Annotated in this window: 21 protein-coding genes; 11 read left to right on the top strand and 10 right to left on the bottom strand. The window is 56.3% G+C overall.

Features of this window, described 5'->3' with window-relative positions; all coding sequences use genetic code 11:
* Positions 1-186: 186 nt before the first annotated feature.
* A complete protein-coding gene (tatC, locus tag O77CONTIG1_RS16460) occupies positions 187-993 on the top strand; it encodes a twin-arginine translocase subunit TatC (protein WP_068512679.1) in 807 nt (268 codons plus the stop codon).
* A gap of 22 nt (positions 994-1,015) precedes the next feature.
* Here the strand turns inward: tatC and O77CONTIG1_RS16465 are convergent, their stop codons facing one another.
* On the bottom strand, positions 1,016-1,324 hold the full coding sequence (locus tag O77CONTIG1_RS16465; RefSeq protein ID WP_068512681.1) for a DUF3067 family protein: 309 nt from the start codon (positions 1,322-1,324) through the stop codon (positions 1,016-1,018).
* A 318-nt stretch (positions 1,325-1,642) separates the two neighbouring features.
* Between O77CONTIG1_RS16465 and petC the strand changes: the two genes are divergently transcribed.
* Positions 1,643-2,185 (top strand): cytochrome b6-f complex iron-sulfur subunit, encoded by a 543-nt coding sequence (gene petC / locus O77CONTIG1_RS16470; protein WP_068512683.1) that lies wholly within the window; start codon positions 1,643-1,645, stop codon positions 2,183-2,185.
* Between the two features lie 147 nt (positions 2,186-2,332).
* Entirely contained in the window at positions 2,333-3,283 is a 951-nt protein-coding gene (gene petA, locus O77CONTIG1_RS16475; RefSeq protein WP_297089015.1) for a cytochrome f, read from the top strand.
* 405 nt (positions 3,284-3,688) lie between these two features.
* Here petA and O77CONTIG1_RS16480 read toward each other — a convergent pair whose 3' ends face one another.
* The 3 genes from O77CONTIG1_RS16480 to O77CONTIG1_RS16490 form a co-directional block, all read right to left on the bottom strand.
* A complete protein-coding gene (locus tag O77CONTIG1_RS16480; protein WP_068512687.1) occupies positions 3,689-4,477 on the bottom strand; it encodes a transporter substrate-binding domain-containing protein in 789 nt (262 codons plus the stop codon).
* Between the two features lie 300 nt (positions 4,478-4,777).
* Positions 4,778-5,797, bottom strand: coding sequence for a 16S rRNA (cytosine(1402)-N(4))-methyltransferase RsmH (rsmH, locus tag O77CONTIG1_RS16485; protein WP_084782757.1), 1,020 nt, complete (start codon positions 5,795-5,797; stop codon positions 4,778-4,780).
* Positions 5,798-5,820: 23 nt separating this feature from the next.
* Positions 5,821-6,345, bottom strand: a complete 525-nt coding sequence (locus tag O77CONTIG1_RS16490) for a hypothetical protein (RefSeq protein WP_068512690.1) — start codon at positions 6,343-6,345, stop codon at positions 5,821-5,823.
* Positions 6,346-6,644: 299 nt separating this feature from the next.
* On the opposite strand from O77CONTIG1_RS16490, the gene O77CONTIG1_RS16495 reads away from it, so the two are divergent.
* Positions 6,645-7,031 carry a hypothetical protein gene (locus O77CONTIG1_RS16495; RefSeq protein ID WP_068512691.1) on the top strand — a complete coding sequence of 129 codons (387 nt, stop codon included), beginning with the start codon at positions 6,645-6,647 and terminating at the stop codon, positions 7,029-7,031.
* Between the two features lie 222 nt (positions 7,032-7,253).
* On the top strand, positions 7,254-8,048 hold the full coding sequence (locus O77CONTIG1_RS16500; RefSeq protein WP_286132364.1) for a neutral zinc metallopeptidase: 795 nt from the start codon (positions 7,254-7,256) through the stop codon (positions 8,046-8,048).
* Between the two features lie 64 nt (positions 8,049-8,112).
* On the opposite strand, the gene O77CONTIG1_RS16505 is transcribed toward O77CONTIG1_RS16500, so the two are convergent.
* Both O77CONTIG1_RS16505 and O77CONTIG1_RS16510 read right to left on the bottom strand, forming a co-directional pair.
* The gene (locus O77CONTIG1_RS16505) at positions 8,113-8,469 is read right to left on the bottom strand and encodes a Lin0512 family protein (RefSeq protein ID WP_068512693.1); all 357 of its coding nucleotides are present in this window, start codon (positions 8,467-8,469) and stop codon (positions 8,113-8,115) included.
* Positions 8,466-8,819 carry a hypothetical protein gene (locus tag O77CONTIG1_RS16510; protein WP_156435372.1) on the bottom strand — a complete coding sequence of 118 codons (354 nt, stop codon included), beginning with the start codon at positions 8,817-8,819 and terminating at the stop codon, positions 8,466-8,468. The genes O77CONTIG1_RS16505 and O77CONTIG1_RS16510 overlap by 4 nt, the downstream gene beginning before the upstream one ends.
* Before the next feature lie 291 nt (positions 8,820-9,110).
* On the opposite strand from O77CONTIG1_RS16510, the gene xdhA reads away from it, so the two are divergent.
* The 5 genes from xdhA to tkt all read left to right on the top strand — a co-directional run bounded on the left by xdhA (position 9,111) and on the right by tkt (position 17,241).
* Positions 9,111-10,526 (top strand): xanthine dehydrogenase small subunit, encoded by a 1,416-nt coding sequence (gene xdhA, locus O77CONTIG1_RS16515; protein WP_084782759.1) that lies wholly within the window; start codon positions 9,111-9,113, stop codon positions 10,524-10,526.
* Between the two features lie 2 nt (positions 10,527-10,528).
* A complete protein-coding gene (gene xdhB, locus O77CONTIG1_RS16520; protein ID WP_286132365.1) occupies positions 10,529-12,859 on the top strand; it encodes a xanthine dehydrogenase molybdopterin binding subunit in 2,331 nt (776 codons plus the stop codon).
* A gap of 386 nt (positions 12,860-13,245) precedes the next feature.
* Entirely contained in the window at positions 13,246-13,488 is a 243-nt protein-coding gene (gene acpP, locus O77CONTIG1_RS16525) for an acyl carrier protein (protein ID WP_068512699.1), read from the top strand.
* Positions 13,489-13,604: 116 nt separating this feature from the next.
* Positions 13,605-14,864 carry a beta-ketoacyl-ACP synthase II gene (fabF, locus tag O77CONTIG1_RS16530; protein WP_068516713.1) on the top strand — a complete coding sequence of 420 codons (1,260 nt, stop codon included), beginning with the start codon at positions 13,605-13,607 and terminating at the stop codon, positions 14,862-14,864.
* Between the two features lie 364 nt (positions 14,865-15,228).
* Positions 15,229-17,241 carry a transketolase gene (gene tkt, locus O77CONTIG1_RS16535; RefSeq protein WP_068512702.1) on the top strand — a complete coding sequence of 671 codons (2,013 nt, stop codon included), beginning with the start codon at positions 15,229-15,231 and terminating at the stop codon, positions 17,239-17,241.
* 103 nt (positions 17,242-17,344) lie between these two features.
* Here tkt and O77CONTIG1_RS16540 read toward each other — a convergent pair whose 3' ends face one another.
* The 4 genes from O77CONTIG1_RS16540 to O77CONTIG1_RS16555 all read right to left on the bottom strand — a co-directional run bounded on the left by O77CONTIG1_RS16540 (position 17,345) and on the right by O77CONTIG1_RS16555 (position 21,669).
* The gene (locus O77CONTIG1_RS16540; RefSeq protein ID WP_068512705.1) at positions 17,345-18,172 is read right to left on the bottom strand and encodes an ABC transporter permease; all 828 of its coding nucleotides are present in this window, start codon (positions 18,170-18,172) and stop codon (positions 17,345-17,347) included.
* A gap of 21 nt (positions 18,173-18,193) precedes the next feature.
* Positions 18,194-19,132, bottom strand: a complete 939-nt coding sequence (locus O77CONTIG1_RS16545) for an ABC transporter permease (RefSeq protein ID WP_084782761.1) — start codon at positions 19,130-19,132, stop codon at positions 18,194-18,196.
* A 39-nt stretch (positions 19,133-19,171) separates the two neighbouring features.
* On the bottom strand, positions 19,172-20,374 hold the full coding sequence (locus O77CONTIG1_RS16550; protein ID WP_084782764.1) for a PotD/PotF family extracellular solute-binding protein: 1,203 nt from the start codon (positions 20,372-20,374) through the stop codon (positions 19,172-19,174).
* A 155-nt stretch (positions 20,375-20,529) separates the two neighbouring features.
* Complete coding sequence (locus O77CONTIG1_RS16555; RefSeq protein ID WP_068512708.1) at positions 20,530-21,669, bottom strand: ABC transporter ATP-binding protein; 1,140 nt, start codon at positions 21,667-21,669, stop codon at positions 20,530-20,532.
* Positions 21,670-22,207: 538 nt separating this feature from the next.
* On the opposite strand from O77CONTIG1_RS16555, the gene O77CONTIG1_RS27085 reads away from it, so the two are divergent.
* Positions 22,208-22,342 (top strand): hypothetical protein, encoded by a 135-nt coding sequence (locus O77CONTIG1_RS27085; RefSeq protein WP_286132366.1) that lies wholly within the window; start codon positions 22,208-22,210, stop codon positions 22,340-22,342.
* Positions 22,343-22,438: the final 96 nt, after the last annotated feature.

The following is a 22,438-nucleotide window of genomic DNA, read 5'->3' on the forward strand; positions in this document are numbered from 1 at the left end:
CCCGACTCATCGTCTACAGAATCTATAGAACCCTTTCAGAACCCTTGTAGAAAACCGTAGAACATCGTTCTGAGAAATTTCCCAATAGCCAATTCCGCAACGGAGCTTAAACAGGCGCTAGGCTAGTATTGACTACACAACTATTGGCTACACGATTGCTCTATCCCGTTGCCATAAAGCTTGCCCATGACTGCCCCGACGGAAACCGACCTCGCTACCCAGAACGGACTGAACGCTGCTGCCGCCCCTAGGCGATCGCCCGCTGTGGATGTGCAGACAGATGACGTTGCCGATCTAGATGTAGAAATGTCCCTGTTCGACCATTTGGAAGAACTGCGGATGCGAATTTTCTATGCCCTGATCGCAATCGTGGTAGGCGTGGTGATTTGCTTCTGCTTTGTCAATCCCATTGTGCAGCTTCTGGAAGTGCCTGCTCAAGGGGTCAAGTTTCTCCAGCTTTCGCCAGGGGAATATTTTTTCGTGTCCCTAAAAGTAGCGGGCTATAGTGGTCTGCTGATTGCCAGCCCGTTTGTGCTGTACCAGATTATTCAATTCGTGCTGCCAGGGCTGACACGCAAAGAGCGACGCATCATCGGCCCCATCGTTCTTGGCTCTAGCTTTCTGTTTGTCGGTGGGTTGGTGTTTGCCTATGTGGCGCTAATTCCGGCAGCCCTGAACTTTTTTATTAACTATGGCGCGGATGTTGTAGAACAACTCTGGTCGATCGACCGCTATTTCGAGTTTGTGCTGCTGCTGTTGTTCAGCACGGGGCTGGCGTTCCAGATTCCGGTGATTCAGGTTTTGTTGGGAATCTTGGGGCTGGTCACATCTAACCAAATGCTGTCGGGCTGGCGCTATGTGGTGCTAGGCGGTGCGGTGTTGGGTGCAGTGCTAACGCCTTCTACCGACCCAGTGACGCAGAGCTTGCTGGCCGGAGCCGTGCTGAGTCTTTACTTTGGTGGCACCGGCATGGTGAAGCTGCTGGGTCGATAGGGCGATCTTGCTCTTTCCGAGACTAAATCATCCACTCCGAAGCGCGATCGCCCAAATCAATCGGATAGCTTACAGCCTTCCCCAGACGAGGCTTTTCGGTTGTCTGCTCGATGAATTGCTGGACTCGTTCGGCGCTGCCCAGAGCGGTGAGGTAATTTGCTACTTCGTCGAGATGCTCTAGATACTCATCCTCTGTCATTGGAAAGGACACCTGCTCCAGGTACTTCCACATCACCTGAAACAACACCTTTCCCTGCACCTTCCGTAGCTGCACATCAAAGGATCGGCTCCATTTGGTCAGTAATAGCTGATGCAGTTCCTCGCCAGTCATAGGGGCTAGGGGATTAGGGTTTAAGAATTCAGGGGTCAGATCAGGCTGGGCTGTCGGGTTAGGCTGTCGGGTTAGGCTGTCGGGTTAGGCTATCAGGTTGGGCTGCTCGATTTATTTTAGGAGATCTGAAGTTTTACGTTTCGTTACGATACCGCTGTTCAGAGGGGCTATCTGCGGTTTCTGGTGCGGTCAGCGCTATAGAATACTTCATAGAAAACTGTAAACCATTGCCGAACAAGGACTGCTGCCAAGGATGGAGGCCTTGCACCGGACAGGGTTTTACCCAACGTTACTTCTCTAAACTCACCGTTCATAATCATGACTCAAGCTTCTGGAACGCCTGATGTGCCCGATTTGGGCCGGCGGCAGTTTATGAATCTTCTTACTTTTGGGGCGGCCACGGGCACGGTGTTGGGAATGCTGTATCCCGTCGTGCGGTACTTCATTCCTCCCTCCAGCGGCGGCGCAGGCGGCGGCGTGATAGCCAAAGATGCCCTGGGCAACGATGTGGTGTTGAAAGATTTTTTGGCGACCCATGCGGTGGGTGAGCGCGTGCTGGCGCAAGGGCTAAAGGGCGACCCGACCTATTTGGTGGTAGAAGACGCTGGGGCGATCGCCAGCTACGGCATCAACGCCGTTTGTACCCACCTGGGCTGCGTCGTTCCCTGGAACGCCAGCGAAAATAAATTTATTTGCCCCTGCCACGGTTCTCAATACGATGCAACGGGCAAGGTGGTGCGCGGGCCGGCTCCGCTCTCGCTGGCGCTGGTGCATACCGACATTACTGAAGACGGCAAGATTGCCATGACCCCCTGGACAGAAACCGACTTCCGCACGGGCGATGCCCCTTGGTGGTCTTAAGGGTCTGCCTTTGTCTGATTCTGACCTGCCCCATTTTTGGGTTTAACGTTGGGCGATCGCCCATTTCTGCCGAGCCTTTTTCTAAACCGAACACGCACTCTAAAAATGAACTTCAAGGTTTGCTCATTTTCCTCTCGTCGCCGGAGCGTGACCGCTCTGATTCGAGGGCTGATGGTGGCGGTGCTAACGCTAGCGGTGCTGGTGTCGAGCGATGCCCTGCTGCCTCAGTCCGCTGCTGCCTATCCCTTCTGGGCACAGCAAAACTACGCCAATCCTCGCGAAGCCACGGGTCGCATCGTCTGCGCCAACTGTCACCTGGCCGCCAAGCCTGCCGAGATCGAGGTGCCTCAGGCGGTGCTTCCGGATTCTGTGTTTAAGGCCGTGGTGAAAATTCCCTACGATCATTCTGTGCAGCAGGTGCAGGCCGATGGGTCTAAGGGCCCGCTGAACGTGGGGGCTGTGCTAATCCTTCCGGAGGGCTTCACCATTGCGCCGGAAGACCGGATTCCTGAAGAGATGAAGGACGAGGTTGGCCCTAGCTACCTGTTCCAGCCCTACGCCGAGGATAAGCAAAATATCGTGCTGGTGGGGCCGCTACCAGGTGACCAGTACGAGGAAATCGTTTTCCCGGTGCTGTCGCCTGACCCCACCACGAATAAGAGCGTTGCCTTTGGCAAATACTCGGTTCACTTGGGCGCAAACCGGGGTCGCGGACAGGTCTATCCCACGGGTGAAAAGAGCAACAATGCCGTTTACAATGCCTCAGCGGCGGGCGTGATTACGGCGATCGCCAAAGCAGACGACGGCAGCGCTGAGGTCAAGATCCGCACCGAAGATGGTACGACCGTGGTGGACAAAATCCCTGCGGGCCCAGAGCTAATCGTTTCTGAAGGCGAAGAAGTCGCCAGTGGGGCTGCACTGACCAATAACCCCAACGTCGGCGGTTTTGGTCAAAAGGACACCGAAATCGTGCTGCAAAGCCCGAACCGTATTAAAGGTCTGATTGCATTCCTGGCAGCAATTACGCTGACTCAAATTCTGCTGGTGCTGAAGAAGAAGCAGGTCGAGCGCGTCCAGGCTGCTGAAATGACCTTCTAAAGGCTGCGTTCATCGCAGGTTGATAGGTACAGGGGCGTTCTGCTGGAACGCCCTTTTTTGTTTTTTGTTGAACTTTTTTTGAACGTAGAATACTAAAGCGGACGATGAGATTGTGGTGTTCATTCGTCTGGGTAGCGCTACAAATGAATTTGCTGGAAGCCCAGTAGACGTTTGACTAATCACCTACTTTGACTAATCACCTACTTTGAAAATCCAAAAATCGCAGACCCAAAATCGAGAATCGATACCAAAAGAGTCAGAGAGACTTGATTCTCCCTGACTCTTTTGAGTTCAGCCCATGAGTTTAGCCGATACAAGTGTCCAAGCTGGAGTTCAGCGTCTGAATCCAGCGACGGCTATTTCTTTGCCCTGATTGGGGTCGCCATGATGGGGGTTGCCAGGTGACTAGGAAGCGGGTGTGTCGCTACCAAACCACTTAACGATTAGCTTCTCTAACTCGCCGTTGGACTTCATTTCCGAAATGATGGGGTCAAACTGGCCGAGCAGTTCAGAGCCTTTGGGGAAGGCGATCGCCGAACCAGATTCGCCCTCATTAGGGAGGACATTCATCTCCAAGTCGGGGTTAGATGCTATGTAGCCTTTGGCAACCGTGTCCTCCATCAAAATGGCATCAATCCGTCCGGCCTTTAGCTCCTGAATCATCTCATTGATCCGGTTCAAAGCCTTAACATTCACACGCTGAAACTCTTTAGCAGCTTGCTCTTGAATCGAACCCAACTGCACACCCAGAGTTTTGCCGCTCAAGCTTGCAGCACTGGTCAAGCCCGCGCCAGACTTAGACACAATTGCATTCTTGGCTTCGTAATAAATCTGAGAAAAATCAACGTTTTGCTTGCGCTCCTCTGTTGGGGTCATGCCCGCCATCACAAAATCAGCCCGCTTCGACTGGAGGGTTGGAATTAAGGCATTGAAGTCAATGTTGTCAATTTTGAGATCGAAACCTAGCTTGCTGGTGATGTATTTGGCGATATCGACATCAAAGCCAACGATTTCCTGGCTGCCGCTCGACGTGTCAATGAACTCGTAGGGGGGATAGTCCGCAGAGGTGGCCATAGTCAATGTTCTGCCAGCGTCGCCGCCCGCAGTGGGGGTGCTGGAGTTGCAGGCGGTCACCAGTGTAATTGTCAACAGGGCCGTCAAAAAGGCCGTGAACAAGAACTTGAGTCGCTTCATAATCAAAGTCTGTAGGGGAACTAAAACCAACTCGTGCAAACGTTGCAGTCTAAAAGTTGCAGTCTAAAACTCGTCATCTTTTCACTGCTCGCGCAATGCCTGCTACACAACCGTTTTTAGCCTGAGGGATGAACCGTTTTTACGACGATTCAGGTATAGTGGCATTTTCCGAGTTGGGTCGGTATCTCGAAATACCAAACCAAATAGCCTCGCCTGCAATTAGGCTGGCCAGTTAGCTATTGTGCCACCTAAATTCAAGGTTGTGGGGCTTGCGTCTCTAAAAGCTGCTTTCTAGGTGTTTTAGCGGTTGAGTTTTGGCGGTGATGCTGGCGTTGCTTCTGCAATTCGCTCTGCAACGCGCAGCTTGGCCGAGCGAGCACGGGGATTGGCCGATAACTCTGCATCGGTAGGCTGGACGGGCTTTTTGGTGATGACGCGCAGGGCGGGTGTGGCTCGAAGGGCGTGTTTGACGAGTCGATCTTCCAGGCTATGGAAGCTGATAATGACCAATCTTCCATTCGGCGCAAGCCAGTCTGGTGCGATGTTTAGAAACGTTTCTAAGACCTTGAGTTCGTCGTTGACGGCGATGCGGAGGGACTGGAAGACGCGAGTGGCGGGGTGAATGCGCCCGTGTCGATAGGCGGGGGGAACGCTGCGGGCGATCGCCTCTGCCAGTTCTGTCGTCGTCTCAAACGGGCGCTGTTCCACGATGCGGTGGGCAATGCGACGCGATAGCCGCTCCTCGCCGTAGCGATAAAACAGGTTGGCCAACTCGACTTCATCCCAGGTGTTGATGATGTCGGCGGCGGTCAGGGACTGCTGGCGGTTCATCCGCATATCGAGGGGGGCCGTGTGGCGAAAGCTAAAGCCGCGATCGCCCCGGTCGAACTGCACCGAACTCACGCCCAAATCTGCCAGGATGCCATCGAATCTCACCTCGCCCGGATCGTAAGCCGAAAAGTTGGTATGGCAAATCGAGACGCGATCGCCAAACTCTGCCAAGTTAGCCCGAATCGCGGCGATCGCCTGCTCGTCTTGATCCAGGGCCACAATCTGCGTGTCGGGCGCTGCTTTAAGGATCAGCCGACTGTGGCCGCCGCCGCCGGCTGTTGCGTCCAGATAGCGCCCGCCAGGTTTGACCGCCAGCCCCGTCAGCACCTCCGCGCCCAGCACGGGAATATGGTGAAAGGCGGGTTCAGACGTAATGTGTGGCGGGGCGATCGCCCCGCTAGTCGGGTCTGCGGCTAAACGGTCTGCCGCTGGGGAGTCGCTGTGCAAAACCTTCCCGTCCGCCTCATCCGGCGGTGGGCCAGTAGCCATCTATCCACCCTCCATCCAATGGCTCACTGCACCACACGCCCCGGCGTGTCTACTGCGTCGATGCAGGTGGCCAGGGCCCGGTCGGTGGTCAGGGTGCTGCCGTTTTTGATGCCCACTACGCAGTTCGCAAACTCGTTGGGCAGCAGGCTGCGGCGACAGTGGCTCAGCACGCTCGACAGGTTGGCTGTCTCATCATCCCCCACGATTTGGTTGAAACATTGCGCCAGGTCTTCGGGACGACGCACGCTGCGGCAAGCCTCTAGCACATCGCTGACCACTAGCGTCTCGCCGCCGCCAATGCCTGCCACGCAGCGCGACACTTCTCGCGGGTGAAACGCGCTGGCGCAGGCCGTCGCTGCAACTGCCTCCGCTGCCCCTCGACCGATCAAATCCGCAGTACATTCGTCATAGTCGGACGTTCTGACACGACGATAGCGATAGCTGGCCAGCGCGGATGATGTGGGCAACCCCAGGACAAGTAATCCCGCCGTCGTCAGCACCAGGGCAGATACACGAGCAAGGGGCGATCGCAGTGCAGAATGTGGCATAACAAAACCCGTGAAAGAGACCGTGGAGAATGCGTCAAACGCCCCAATTCTACGACAACTTCCGTCCGCCCGCTGCGCCAACTGTTTTATTTCATGAACATCTAAAAAGAAGTTGCCAAGAAACTGTGCCAACTGCCCCAAAACGCGCTAGAACTCTCCAGATCTGCCTACTTTCAGGTTGGGGCTGCATCAAAGCCTCTCTGAATCTCTCTGAATCTGAACCTCGCTGAAAATGCCGTGCCCCGGTTCTTTGCCCCTTCGTGCTGATTTGCTACCCTCGCCCATTGAATCCATCCCCCATGCAACCTTTGGAACAACTTCTGGAACAGGTCAACCAGCAGCGTGTGAAACACATCATCAAGCTCTACGCGCTCGATAGCGAAGAGACGCAAGACGTTTATACTTGCCTAGACGCTTTGTTTCGCCGCTATCCGCCGCCGCTGATTGAACTGGCGCTAGTGGAAACGCTGGTGGATTGCTGGGCTGCTGTGCCCCTGCCCAAAGGACTGCCATTTATCAGCCAAGTGCGCGATCGCCTCCGCCAGTGGGAAGCTCAACGAGAGACAGAGCCACTACTCAGCACCCTCACGCCCCAGCAGTTTCACCACATTACCGGACTCGACCCCGCGCCGATCTTTGGGCTGGGGCTGGTTGATGCTGGGGGCGATCGCTCTGACCCTGCCTAAAGCCGAACAATCTGGCAAAAGAGCAAATAAAACGGCAAAAAATTTCGGATAAAGATTTCGCAACTCTTGTACCGTGGCAAACCAGAAAATCCTAGCCCTGGATGCTACTCTAAGTAGAACTACATAAGGCATTAACCTTTCAAAGACGAACTGGAGAGCAGGAGGCCCACTATGCGCTGGGAGTTTGGTCGGCGAAGCACCAATATTGAAGATCGGCGTGGAATGAGACCCTCTCGCGGCGTGGTTGGCGGTGGGCTGGGGGCTTTGCTGCTGGCTCTGCTGGTGGCGCTGCTGGGGGGCGATCCGTCAATGGTGCTGAACCAGTCTCCTGTGTACGAGGGCCCAGCCCAGGTCGCCCCCACTCCCCCGCAAGACGACAAAGCAGCCGCCTTCGTTTCGACGGTTTTGGGCTACACCGAAGATACCTGGTCGCAGATCTTCCGCGAAAAAGGCTCAAAGTATGTTGAGCCAAAGCTGGTGCTGTTTTCAGGCGTGGTGAATTCGGGCTGCGGCACAGCGCAGGCCTCGATGGGGCCCTTTTACTGCCCGCTGGATCAAAAAGTCTACTTGGACATGAGCTTTTATAACGACATGCAGCGTCGGCTGGGGGCGGGGGGCGATTTTGCCTACGCCTACGTGATTGCCCATGAGGTGGGGCATCATGTGCAAAACCTGCTGGGCATTTCCGACCAAGTGCAGTCTGCACAGCGCCGTGTCAGCAAAACCCAAGCTAATCAGCTTTCGGTTCGGCTAGAGCTTCAGGCGGATTGCTTCGCAGGCGTGTGGGCAAATCGAACCCACCAGGCTCAGCAGATTTTGGAGAAGGGCGATGTGGAAGAAGCGCTCAATGCCGCTGCTGCCATTGGTGACGATCGCCTCCAGAAGCAAGCCCAGGGCTACGCGGTTCCCGATTCCTTCACCCACGGCACCTCAGCACAGCGCGTCCGCTGGTTTACCCAAGGAATCAAGACGGGCGACGTGAATCAGTGCAATACGTTTGAGGCGACGACGCTTTAGAGTTTGGGGATGAGGCAAAGCCGGTCAGCCCCAAGCTTGCTCTCTTAGGCTGCGTTTTTAGGGATTACACCCAAACGGTGACGGCGGCCACGGCAATTAGCATTTCGTCGTTTTTGTCGTCGAGTTCTGGAATGGCTCGTCCTTGAACCACCATGCCGCCGGATTCCAAGATCAGGCGTTTTTGTCCAAAGGGAAGCACTGCCAGCACTTCTGCCTGCCGCACTTGATCTGGATAGGGCACGCCGATCTGCACTTCGACGAGCATTTCATCGGGGTGGTTGAGACCCGCGACTTCCCAGATACCGGGAAGGGCATTGTGGGCGATCGCATTTCGCACGGCCCGCGCTGCGGCAACCGTCGGGTCTTGTCCGTGCTGGTCGATCCCCATGCCCATTTCGATGATGAAGCGTTTTCGGGTCATATCCGCAACTCGCTAAACAGCATCAGCAGCCCACCCAGCACCCCGATTACCGCAATCGTTCCCAGCGCGTTGAGTTTTTGGGGTAGCGGCTGGGCAGCGGGTTGCAGCCAAAAGGACAGCGTGCGTGTGACCCACAGCATCACCAGCCAGGTCAGGATTGAACAGGAAATAAAATTGTCGAGCAGCATGGCGCTGGGGTGGGGTAGGTTTTTCATAATGCCCAGTGCCCCCAGCAGCACCGACTGAATCATTAGCGTCGGGTATAGCCCCAGCACGACTACTAGGTTTTGCTTCCGGGCAGGCGGGCCCAGCCCCATTGGCTCACCGCCGATTGATGTATCGGGTTGCACAATCCTGCTGCTGGCTTTGCGTTAGTTCTAGGCTGTTAGTTCTCGGCTAGATGATTCTACATTAGTCGGCATTAGTTGGCGTTAGTCAGTAACCGAATAATTCTAGTAGTCGGTGCAAAGCTTGTACCAAGCAGCCAGACCGCTTTTAAGCAGCGCTTTGAAAGGGCGCATTCTGCAAAATTTTGGAAGCTTGGGGCGATCGCCCATTTCACGTCATAAAACCACTCTAATCTTTTGCCTCCTGAGCAAAATCGAGTTCATCTACCCTCAGACACTACTCTTGCCGATCCTGTGACACAGCAACTTGAAACCCAACTGGCGATTACCATCAATGGCGATCGCGTCCGCCTTAAGGACATTCCCCTGACGACGACCCTGCTCGACTTTTTGCGGCTGACGGGGCGCGTCGGCACCAAGGAAGGCTGCGGCGATGGCGACTGTGGAGCCTGCACCGTGGCGATCGTCGGCACTAGCGTAGACGGCAAACCCAACTATCAAGCGGTGAATAGCTGCCTGATTCCGCTCGGCTCGGTGGTCGGTCGCGAGGTGATCACGGTGGAAGGCGTGGCGAATGGCAAGCTGCATCCCGTCCAGGAAGCGATGGTGAAGTTGGGCGGTTCCCAGTGCGGCTACTGCACGCCGGGATTCATCATGAGTATGTTCGCAGCCTACTACGACGGCAAGCTGGATGATGTGGCGGTGGAGGGGAATCTCTGTCGCTGCACGGGCTATCTGCCGATTCGCCGGGCCGCGCAGGCTGCTGCTGCCGAAACGCCCTGCGACCACTTCAGTGAACATCTGACGGAAGCCGATGCCGACCTGCTGCCCTACAGCTTCACGGGCGACGGTCAGTTCTATCGCCCGACGCAGCTTCAGGAAGTGCTGGAACTGCTGCGCGACCATGCCGACGCGACGCTGGTGGCGGGCGCAACCGACCTGGGGCTGGAGCTTCAGCGGCGCGAGTTTCCGGTGCTGATTTCTCTGGAAGCGGTGGCAGAACTGAAAACGCTGGTGCAAACTGATGAGTTTGTGGAAATCGGCGCGGCGGTTCCCCTCAGCCACATCGAAAGCCAACTCCACGGCGTGTTTCCCTGCATGGATGAGATGATTCACTGGTTTGCGGCGCGGCAGGTGCGGAACCGGGCGACGCTGGGCGGCAACATCGGCACCGCCTCCCCGATTGGCGATTTGCCACCCGTGCTGCTGGCGCTGGATGCGGAGCTAAAGCTGGTGAGCCTGGCGGGCGATCGCTGGTTGCCGCTCTCCCAGTTCTTCAAGGGCTACCGCCAGACCGACTTGCAACCCGGTGAAGTCATCGCCGCCGTGAAAATTCCCAAGAGCATCACGCCAGGAGCAACGCAGCGCCTCACCCAGTCCTACAAAATCGGTAAGCGCGGTACGGACGACATCAGCATTGTGGCGGCGGCCTACGTGGTGGATTTGGACAGTGAGAAGCGAGTGATTCATGCGCGGCTGGGCTATGGCGGCGTAGCGGCGACTCCGGCACGGGCGACGGCTGTGGAAGAGTTTCTGGTAGGCAAACCCTGGAGCATGGACACGGTGCAACAAGCCAAACCTATGCTCTATAGCGCCTTTACGCCGTTAACCGATCTGCGGGGCAGCGCCGACTATCGCAAGATGCTAGTGGCCAATTTGTTTGAAAAGTTCTTTGTCGAGTTTGCAGCAGCAGCGGGGGTGGAAGTATGAGCATGGTCGGTCAACGCAAGAGCCACGAAAGCGCCGAAGCCCACGTCAGCGGCAAGGCAGTCTATACCGACGACCAGCGGATGCCCAGCGGCATGCTGTCGATTTATCCGGTGCTGTCGCCCCACGCCCACGCTCGCATTCTCAGCATCGACACCGCCCCCGCGCTGGAAGTGGATGGCGTGGTGACGGTGCTGACGGCGGCGGATGTGCCGGGTGCCAACGACACGGGTGTGATTCGCCGGGATGAACCGCTGTTTCCCACCGATGAAGTGAGCTACTGGGGACAGGCGATCGCCTGGGTAGTGGGCGAAACCGAAGACGCGGCGCGGCTGGGAGCCGCCAAGGTGACGGCGGAATACGAACCTCTGGAAGCCGTGCTGACCATTAAAGGGGCGATCGCCGCCAACAGCTACCACAACGACCCGCAGTTCATCCGCCGAGGCGAGGTGGATCAGGCTATGGCCGAAGCCGCCCATGTAATCGAGGGTGAATTGGAGATGAACGGGCAGGATCACTTCTACCTAGAAACCCACACAAGCTGGGTCATTCCCGATCCTGAAGGCAATTACCAAGTTTACTCGTCCACCCAGCACCCCAGCGAAACCCAAACCATCGTGGCGCGAGTGCTGGGCGTGCCCACCAACCGTGTGGTCTGCACCTGCCTGCGAATGGGCGGCGGCTTTGGCGGCAAGGAATCCCAGGCAAACCCGATGGCGGCAGCAGCAGCCGTTGCAGCGCACAAAACGGGTCGCCCCGTGCGCGTCAAGCTAGAGCGCCACCACGACATGATCCTGACGGGCAAGCGCCACGGCTTTTTGGGGCAATACAAGGTCGGCTTCGACAGCGAGGGCAAAATCCTGGCACTGGATGTGGCGCTCTACGCCGAGGGCGGCTGGAGCCTGGATCTGTCGCCGCCCGTGCTGATGCGGGCCATGCTGCACGTCGATAACGCCTACTACATTCCCAACATGCTGGTGCGCGGGCTGATCGTGAAGACCAATCGCGTGTCCAATACGGCCTATCGCGGCTTTGGTGGGCCGCAGGGAATGCTGGTGATCGAAGACGCGGTGGATCGGGTGGCGCGGCATCTAGACCTGCCGCCGGACGTGGTGCGAGAGCGAAATTTCTACCACGGCGAGGGTGATAGTAACACCACACACTATGGCCAAGTAATTGTCGATAACCGTATCGCCCGCGTCTGGAATGAAGCCAAGGAACGCGCCAGCTATGCCGAACGGGTCGCCGCAGTAGTCGAGTTTAACCAGCAAAATCGTTACAAAAAACGGGGTCTGGCAATTACCCCGGTGAAATTCGGCATTTCCTTCAACAAGGTGCAATATAACCAGGCGGGCGCGCTGGTGCATATCTACACCGACGGCAGCATCCAGCTCAACCACGGCGGCACCGAGATGGGGCAGGGGCTGCATACCAAGATGCAGCAGGTAGCGACGCGGGCGCTGGGCGTGACGCTCGACCGCATCCGCATGATGCCCACCAGCACCGACAAAGTGCCCAACACTTCCGCGACCGCCGCCTCCAGTGGAGCCGATCTGAACGGGCAAGCCGTGAAAAACGCCTGCGAAATCCTCAAATCGCGGCTGGCTCCAGTCGCCGCCAAACTGCTGGGTTTTGACGCAGCCGAAGAGATGGTGTTTGAAAATAACGAGGTCTATTGCCGCACCTATCCGACGGCGCGGGTGTCGTTTGATGCGGTGGTGCAGCAGGCCTATGGCGATCGCATTAGTCTCTCTGCCACAGGTTACTACCGCACGCCGATGATCCACTGGGACCCGGTGACTGCGACGGGTCGCCCCTTCTATTACTTTGCCTATGGCGCAGCGGTGAGCGAGGTGGAAGTAGACGGCTTCACGGGCACGTTCAAATTACGCCAGGTGGATATTGTGCATGACGTGGGCGAATCGCTGAACCCGCTGGTGGATCAAGGGCAAATCGAAGGCGGCTTTGTGCAGGGCATGGGCTGGCTGACGATGGAAGAACTCGTGTGGGACGACCAGGGCCGCCTCCGCACCTTTGCCCCCAGCACCTACAAAATCCCCACCATCAGCGAAATCCCAGAACATTTCCAGGTGCATCTGATCGAGCGGGGCAGCCAGGACGGTACGATCTATGGCAGCAAAGCGGTGGGTGAGCCGCCGTTTATGCTGGCGATGTCCGTCCGCGAGGCGATTCGGGCTGCCGTGGCCGCCTTTGGCAATGCCGCCGTTGTGGAACTGGCCGCACCCGCTACGCCAGAAGCCACGTTGAGGGCGATCGAGGCGGTTCGGAGCGCTACCCCTGCGACAGAAGCTGCGCTATCGTCTACGTCGGTCTAGGGGTTAACCTGGTTTAATTTCGACCCAAATCCTCAAGGGAAAAACGAGCTTTGTGAATGGAGGGGCGATCGCCCCTCTTTTTATGTCTTTACCCAATTCCCCAGCGCTAGCGTTGTGGAGCAATCACCCCTAATCCCTAGTTTTCTAGTTTTTCTGCCCTCCGTTTTAGCTCGTCACGCTTTCAGATAATATGAAGGAATGCCTAATTTCCCACTGGGCCAAGCGCATCGTCGGTTCCCGGCAAATCGCACGCTTAGCGGACAGAGACAGGCAGTGTCCAGTTCTGCCGAGTTTCAAGTTTTTGGATTTCGGCTAGACTTGCACAACAGATTGAATTTCTTTGAATTTCTCAACTTGCATCCGCGTTGGGTAGGAACACAAAAGCTATGAGCGACGAGATTCTCACAAAGGTCAAAAAGATCGTATCCGAGCAACTGAGCGTCGAAGAGAGTGAAGTCAACCCTGAGTCTAACTTTGCCAATGACTTGGGCGCAGACTCTCTAGACACGGTTGAACTGGTGATGGCGCTAGAGGAAGAATTCGACATCGAAATTCCCGACGAAGCCGCCGAAGGCATCGCTACGGTTCAAGCTGCTGTGGACTACATCAAGCAAAAGGTCGCTGCGTAGGACTGGACGCAAGTTTCCACGCCTTCTCGAACCTCCTGCTGTTCTCTGCCCTGGCTACTTAGTGGATAGGCCTCGGCTATTCTGTGGTTTGGGCAAAAGCCCACGAATTTGCTGTCATGACAACTTTGGATTCTGGATTAAAGCGCGTCGTAGTTACGGGTCTGGGTGCTATTACGCCCATTGGCAACACCCTGGCGGAATACTGGGACGGCTTGATGAGCGGTCGTAACGGCATTGGCCCGATTACGCTGTTCGATGCGTCTCGCCACGACTGCCGCATTGCGGGCGAGGTCAAAAACTTTGACCCACAGCTTTATATGGATCGCAAAGAAGCGAAGCGCATGGATCGCTTTGCCCAATTTGCGGTGTCTGCCAGCAAGCAAGCCCTCGCCGATGCCAATTTTGTCATTAACGATCTGAATGCTGAACAGGTCGGCACGCTAATCGGCACGGGCATTGGCGGTCTTAAGGTCATGGAAGACCAGCAGGAAGTGTTTCTAACGCGCGGCCCCGATCGCTGTAGCCCGTTCACTGTGCCGATGATGATTGCCAACATGGCGGCGGGGCTGACGGCGATTCAAGTGGGGGCAAAGGGGCCCAACAACTGCACAGTGACGGCCTGTGCGGCTGGGTCAAATGCCATTGGCGATGCGTTTCGCATTTTGCAGCGGGGATTTGCTCAGGCAATGATTTGCGGCGGCACAGAGGCGGCCGTCACGCCTTTGTCTGTAGCGGGCTTTGCTTCGGCCAAAGCCCTATCCACCCGCAATGATGATCCACTCCATGCCTGCCGCCCGTTCGACAAGGATCGCGATGGATTTGTGATGGGCGAGGGCGCTGGCATTCTCATTCTAGAAGAGTTGGAACATGCCCTCAGCCGGGGGGCGCGGATCTATGCCGAGATTGTTGGCTATGGCATGACCTGCGATGCCTATCACATCACCTCGCCTGTTCCCGGTGGCGCAGGGGCTGCCCGTGCGATGCAGCTTGCGATGAAAGACGCAGGCTTGCGTCCCGACGAGATTCACTACATCAATGCCCACGGCACCAGCACGCCTGCCAACGACTCTACGGAGACGGCAGCGATTAAAACTGCGCTGGGTGATCAGGCGTACAAGCTCACCGTCAGTTCCACCAAGTCGATGACGGGTCACCTGCTGGGTGGGTCGGGCGGCATTGAGGCGGTGGCGACCGTGATGGCCGTAGCCAACGATCGTGTGCCTCCCACGATTAATCTAGAGAATCCAGACCCCGCTTGCGATCTGGACTACGTGGCAAACGAGAGCCGCAGCCAGACGGTCGATGCGGCGCTGTCCAACTCTTTTGGCTTTGGCGGCCACAACGTGACACTGGCTTTCCGCAAGTACCAGGGCTAGAGTCTAGAGCTCTTGCGATTTTCCTTACATCCGACGGGAAGTCGGGCTGTCAAAACTCTGAAGCAGTGCCCTAAAGTAGCCAAACCAACCTCTCGGCTGCCAAGCTGCTTATACAGTATTCGGCTTTACAGAAAGCTGTGCTTAACCCTTGTCCAGTTTTCCATAAACCGTTAAGCTAATTTTATTGAGTATATTTGCTTAGCGCGATCGCCCAGGAAATCTTTCACCTGTGATCCCCTGTAGTGGGATGATGGGGGAGATGCCTTTGGTGATTCAGGATTCTTCTGTTTGCCTATCCGCCTTGCCTGCCTATTTTGGCGTGTTTGTGAGCGCCTGTCACCCGTCGTTGAGTAGAAAGAAGACAATGGCTGTTGCGACCCTAACCCTCGAACAACTCTGTATTAATTCCATCCGGTTTTTGGCGATCGATGCTGTTGAAAAGGCAAAGTCTGGACACCCCGGTTTGCCGATGGGTGCTGCGCCGATGGCGTTTGTGCTGTGGGATCAGTTCATGCGGTTTAACCCCAAAAACCCCAAGTGGTTTAACCGCGATCGCTTTGTGCTGTCGGCTGGGCACGGCTGCATGTTGCAGTACGCCCTAATGTACTTGACCGGGTACGACAGCGTCACGCTGGACGAAATCAAGAACTTCCGTCAGTGGGGGTCGAAAACGCCCGGCCACCCCGAAAACTTCGAGACCCCTGGTATTGAGGTAACGACCGGGCCGCTTGGCCAGGGCATTGCGAATGCCGTTGGTCTGGCGATCGCCGAAGCACACCTTGCTGCTAAGTTCAACAAGCCCGATCTGACGTTGGTCGATCACTACACCTACGTCATCCTGGGCGACGGCTGCAACATGGAAGGCATTTCGGGCGAAGCCTGCTCGCTGGCGGGGCACCTCGGTCTGGGCAAGCTGATCGCGCTCTACGACGATAACCACATTTCGATTGACGGCTCCACGGACATTGCCTTTACCGAAGACGTGTCGAAGCGCTTTGAAGCTTACGGCTGGCATGTGCTGCATGTGCAGGACGGCAATACGGACTTGGAAGGGATTGCGAAGGCGATCGCCGAAGCCAAGTCCGTCACCGACAAGCCGACGCTCATTAAAGTCACCACCACCATCGGCTATGGCTCTCCCAACAAAGCCAACACCGCTGGCGTTCACGGGGCAGCACTCGGCGATGCTGAAATCAAGCTGACCCGCGAAAACCTGAGCTGGCCCTATGAGCCTTTTGTAGTTCCCGATGAGGCGCTGGCCCACACTCGCAAAGCCATCGAACGCGGTGCCAGCTACGAAGCCGAGTGGCAGGAAACCTGGGCACAATACAAGACCAAGTATCCTCAGGAAGCAGCGGAGTTTGATCGCCTGTTGAGCGGCAAACTGCCCGATGGTTGGGACAAAGTGCTGCCCACCTACAAGCCTGAAGATAAGGCGCTAGCCAGCCGCAAGCACTCGGAAATCTGCCTGAACGCGCTGGCTCCCGTACTGCCGGAACTGATCGGTGGTTCCGCCGACCTAACCCACTCCAACCTGACGGAACTGGAGATCAGCGGCAACTTCCAGAAGGGCGCTTACGAAAACCGCAACATCCACTTTGGCGTGCGCGAACACGGTATGGGCGCAATTTGCAACGGCATTGCGCTGCATGGCTCCGGGCTAATTCCCTACGGCGCAACCTTCCTGGTGTTTACCGACTACATGCGCGGCGCAATTCGCCTGTCGGCGCTGGCGGAGTGTGGTGTGATCTGGGTGATGACGCACGATTCCGTGGCCTTGGGCGAAGACGGCCCGACCCACCAGCCTGTGGAAACCATCGCCTCGCTGCGGGCTATACCTGACCTGACGGTGATTCGCCCTGCGGACGGCACAGAAACCTCTGGTGCTTACAAAGTGGCGATCGAAAACGCTCGGAAGAACCGTCCGACGCTGCTGGCGCTGTCGCGCCAAGGTCTGCCGAACCTGGCAGGTAGCTCGATCGAAGGCGTGGGCAAAGGCGGCTATACAGTGATCGAGTGCGGTGGCACACCCGACCTGATTCTGATTGGCACGGGTTCGGAAGTGAATCTCTGTGTCAAGGCCGCAGAGCAACTGGCCGCAGAAGGCAAGAAAGTTCGCGTGGTTTCTATGCCGTCTACCGAATTGTTTGAAGCGCAGGACGCTGCTTACAAAGAATCGGTGTTGCCCAAAGCAGTGACCAAGCGCCTGGTCGTGGAAGCAGGGACGACCTTTGGCTGGCACAAGTATGCGGGTAGCGAAGGGGATATTCTCGGCATTGACACCTTTGGCGCGTCGGCTCCTGGCGGCGTTTGTATGGAGAAGTTTGGCTTCACGGTAGACAATGTGCTGAGCCGCGCTAAGGCGCTACTTGGCTAAGCCGTTACTTTGCTAGAACGTTTCCAAAACCCAAGCCCAGCCAAGAGCAAATCGAGGCTGGGCTTTTCGTAGGGCTTTTGCGTTTCGGAACAGTCTGCTTGGGCTACCCGTCTAGCCGCTGCTGCTCGCTGCGATAGCGAATAAACTCTGCCGCAAACGCCAAGGTTCCAGAAGCCAGAATCAGCACGACGCTCAGTGCGTTAATGTCGGGCTTTACGCCGGTGCGGACGCGGCTAAAAATTTCCATTGGCAACGTTGTGGTGCCGCCGCCTGCGGTGAAGCTGGAAATCAGCAGGTCATCCATGCTTAGCACAAACGCCAGGAGACATCCGGAGATAATCGCAGGCATAAGCTGGGGCAGCAGCACCTTGATAAATGCTTGAAACGGCGTTGCGCCCAGATCCAGCGCTGCTTCTTCTAAGTGAGGATTCATGCCTGTGAGCCGCGTCGAGACGACGACCGCGATATAGGCGAGGCAAAAGACAATGTGTGCAGCCACGACTGTCCACAGGCTGAGCGGAATTGCCAGGGAAGCTAGAAACACTAGCGTTGCAACGGCGATCGCAATGTCGGGAATAATCAGCGGTAGGTAGGAAACGCCCTGATATAGGCTTTTGCCGGGAAACGTGTAGCGAGCCAGCCCCACCGCCATCAGCGTGCCCAGCACCGCCGCAATGCCCACCGCCAGCAGCGCCACCGCCAGGCTATCCATTAGCGCCGACAAAATCCTCGTGTCGCCAAGCATCCGCTGATACCACTGCAACGAAAAGCCACTCCAGCCCGCACTAAAGGGCGATGCGTTGAAGCTAAAGAACGCCAGCACCAGCACTGGGATGTACATGAACGCAAACATCACCAGCGTAAAGAGAAACTGCCAGGAGAGGCGACGCTTAGCGACAGTGGTTTTGGGTAGGTCGAGGGTTGCGGTCATGGTGGGGAAACGGGAGGGGTATTAGTAATTCTCTAGCTTGCGATCGCCATACTTCAGCAGCAGTACAATGCCCAGCCCCATCGCGCCAATCAGCACCATGCTCAGGGCAGAGCCAAAGCCCCAGTTGCGGGTTGCGCCGAGAAACTGGTTGTAAATCAGACGGGCCATAGTCATGCTAGACGCGCCGCCCAGCAGTTCAGGCACCACAAAATCGCCCAGGCTGGTGATGAACACCAACAGACAGGCTGCGGCAATGCCAGGGAGCGTCTGGGGCACGGTGACTTTCCAAAAGCCCTGCTGCGGCGTTGCGCCCAGGTCGGCTGCCGCTTCTAGCAGCCGCTTATCGAGCCGCTCCAGCGAAGCATACAAAATCAGCACCATATAAGGCAGAAAATTGTAAGCCAGGCCGATCATCACAGCAGTCTGGGTATTCAGAATATCCAGCGTTGGCAGCCTGATGGCGCTGAGCAGGGAATTCAGCACGCCCGATGGACGCAGGATGGTGATCCAGGCGTAGGAACGCAGCAGCGAGGAAGTCCACAGCGGCAGCACAAAGCTGACCAGCAGCAGATTTCGCCAGCGGGCCGGAGCCATCACCGCAATCCAGTAGGCGACGGGAAAGCCCAGCACAAGGCAAAGGAGCGTACTGGCGATCGCAAAAAACACCGATCGCCCAATCACCCATAGATAAATCGCCTGACCATCAATCAGCTCAAAGATCTTGCCGTAGTTGCCCAGTCCGTAGGGGGCAGGCTGGGTGCCAGGGCGAAATCCTGGAATCAGGCTCAGTTCCAAAATCATCAGCGTCGGCACGACCAGCAGCAGCAACAGCCAAAGCCCTGGTGGCCCCAGCAAGACAAAGGGCTGAATCAAACCCATCAGCCGCTGCTTTAGGCCTTTGCTGGCAGGGCGCTGGGGTTCGACCTCTGGAGTCGGGGAGAGCGGAGCGGAGGTTGCCATAGTGGAAAAAAAATTGAGAGCGATCGCTCAAAAACGAGGTTAGGCGCTGGTCAACTGCGTCCAGTACCGATCATAAATATCGACCGCTTCGCCCACATTGGCAAGAACCTCACACTTCGCCAGAACTTCTTCGGGGGGGAAGAGATCTGGGTTCTCGACCAACTCCTTTGGCAATAGTGTTAGCGTTTTCTGGTTGGGCGTGGGCAGTTTCAGTCGTCCCAGGTTCTTTGCTGCTGTCTGCGGCTCGACTGAATACTCAATCCATTTGTAGGCAGCATCGACGTTGGGAGCCGTTTTGGGAATGGCGATGGTGTCTGTCCAAACCGTTGCGCCACTGGACGGCACTACGTATTCTAGCTGGGGATTTTCCAGCACCATGTCGATGCCATCTACCGAGTAGGCATGGGCCACGGCCAGGTCGCCCACCGCCATTTGATCTCGCCAACCGTCGGTTGTAAAGGCATTGATGGCAGGCTTGAGTTCTTGCAGCTTTTTGTAGGCGGCTTCAATTTCTTTGGGGTCTTGGGTGCTATTGGAAAAGCCCAGCATCTTTAGCGCCATGCCCATGACCTCACGCACGTCGTTGAGCAGGGTCATTCTGCGAGATAGCTCAGACTTTCGTTCCCACAGGTCAGACCAGTCGGTAATGGGCTTCTTCACCAATTCTTTGTTGTAGACCAGACCGGTTGTGCCCCAGGTATAGGGCACGCTGTATTGGTTGCCAGGGTCGTAGGGGGGATCTCGCCACTGATCCAGGAGATCAGCGTAGCCAGGAACTCGAGCTTGGTCGATCTCGAGCAGCATGTCTTCCTCGATCATGAGTTCTACCATGTAGTCGGAAGGATAGACGATGCTGTACTGGCTGCCGCCGCCGGCCTGCATTCGCGCCAGCATGGTTTCGTTGGAGTCATAGACATCAGCAATGACCTTAATCCCGGTGTTTTGCTCAAAGCCCTTCAGCAGGTCTTCATCGATATAGGCTGACCAGGTGTAGACGTGGAGGGTATTGTCTCCACTGCTGGGCGATGAGGTGGCAGAGTCTGTGGCCGAAGAACTGCCCGTTGTACCAATATTTCGGGCGCAGTTGCTGAGCAGCACGCCAGAAAAGGCTGCTCCCGAAAGCTGCAAAAAGCGGCGGCGGCTGGCGAGGTAGGGCGAATAACGGGGCGATCGCCCACCACCAGGATTCCGCCTCAGCAAGGATTCAGAATTGGAACGACCAGAAAATCGATAGGGAGGCATAGCAAATCTCCTAAAACTGTGGTGTCCATACAAAGAATGACCACCCCTTTTGAGGGCAGTAATTCTAAGGAGTGCATCCAATCTTGACTCCCCAACGCCTTCGTGCTTAGTCCTGGGGTTTCAGGCTTTAGGTTCCAGGCTCTAGGTTCCAGGCTCTAGGTTCCAGGCTGAGTTGCAAGGGGCAAGGCATCTGCCGCCGACCAGGACACGTACACAGGCGTATCAATCTGGGGCATCGATTCTGGGCGATTTGGGCGCATGACCGTCACCATATCTCCCGTCGGCAAATCGACCACATAGTGGACATGGGTGCCCAGGTACATAGTGTGCCGGAGTCGCCCTTCAAAACAGTTCATTTCGCTACCAGGATGCTCCAGCGACAGCCGCACCTTTTCAGGGCGAATGCTAACCACCACAGGCTCCGCTGCTACACCAGGGCAAGCCTCTGTCGGCTTCACGACTATCTGGAGTCCGCGCTCAGTTTCCACCTTCATCAGCGTTGGATCTGCTGCCGCCACGTACCCCTGGAATAGGTTCGTCTCGCCAATAAAATCTGCCACAAAGGGCGTAGCTGGAAACTCGTAAATCTCGCTAGGCGTGCCGATCTGCTCCACCCGCCCCTCATTCATCACGGCAATCCGATCCGACAGGCTGAGGGCTTCTTCCTGGTCGTGGGTCACCATGATGAACGTCACGCCGAGTTCGCGATGCAGCGTTGAAAGCTCCACCTGCATTTCTTTTCTCAGCTTCAGATCCAGCGCACCCAGCGGCTCGTCCAGCAGCACGACGGTCGGCTGGTTTGCCAGGGCCCGCGCCAGGGCGACCCGCTGCTGTTGCCCGCCAGAGAGCTGGGCAGGATAGCGTCGGGCAAAGGATTCCATTTTGACCAGTTGCAGTGCTTCGCCTACAGCCTTTTGCACCTCGGTCTTGCTCTTATTTTTTAGCCGCAGCCCAAACGCCACGTTATCCCACACCGTCATGTGGCCAAACAGAGCGTAGCTTTGAAACACCGTGTTGACTGGGCGGCGATAGGGCGGCACACCCACCATCGACCGACCCTGAAGCAGCACCTCGCCTGCCGTTGGCTCATCGAACCCCGCCACCAGCCGCAGCGTCGTGGTTTTGCCGCAGCCGGAAGGGCCGAGAATACTGAAAAACTCCCCTTGCCGCACGTTCAGATCGATGCCGCGAACTGCCGTGTAGCCATCAAAGACCTTGAAGACTTTGCGGAGTTCGACATCGTATTGGGTTTCGGTTTCTACCGTGGACTGATTTGGGGTGATGGTCTGTGCCATGTGGCAAATTCCCTGTAGAAATTCTGCTAGAACGGGGCAGTGGTCAAGGCTTAGGTCTGAGATTTTAGCAGTTGAGTCCTTACGTGAGTATGTGTGTCTCTATGGGCGACGAGGGGGAAGACAGGCACCTGATTCTATATGATTTTATGACTCGTACTTTGATGACTTGTAAATATCCTAAGGGATGAAGCCTGGAGACTTGTGAAATTGCTGGATTGTGAAATTGCTGGATTTGAAACTGTTTGGATTTGAAATTGCTGGATTTGAAATTCGCAAGATGGAAATTCGCGAGATGGAAATGCTCGAATGCCGGGGCGTTTCCCAATTCAGGGACAGCGACTCAGCTTGTAAGTCAGTTTGCCCGCAACGGGGTCACGACTATCGCTATGCGCTTTTCAAGCTGGATCTACGCAGACAGCCGCCGACATGCCATGACAGACATTGCAGGACAGATGTTGCATAACAGACATTCCATCCGGCTAACTTTTCCTTCATCTTCAAAGAAGCCAGGGTAATCAACGGTTGTTTGGTATACCGTTTGGCGATTTGGGCTGAGTCATTTCGGCAGCGGCTATGGCAGGTTTGGGATGTGGGGGCGATCGCCCTGTACCCAGAGATAGACAAATCCGAGTCCGACAGCGCCGGGGATCAATACTGGGATCAATGGCGGTAAACTATGTAAATTGATTTACTAATGATTTACTAAGCATCCAAAGTTTCTCTAACCTGCACTGGTTTTCAGAGGTTCTGTCAGAGGGCGCGTTTTCAT

Origin of the sequence: Leptolyngbya sp. O-77, assembly GCF_001548395.1 — a bacterium.
Classification (GTDB): Bacteria; Cyanobacteriota; Cyanobacteriia; order Elainellales; family Elainellaceae; genus Thermoleptolyngbya.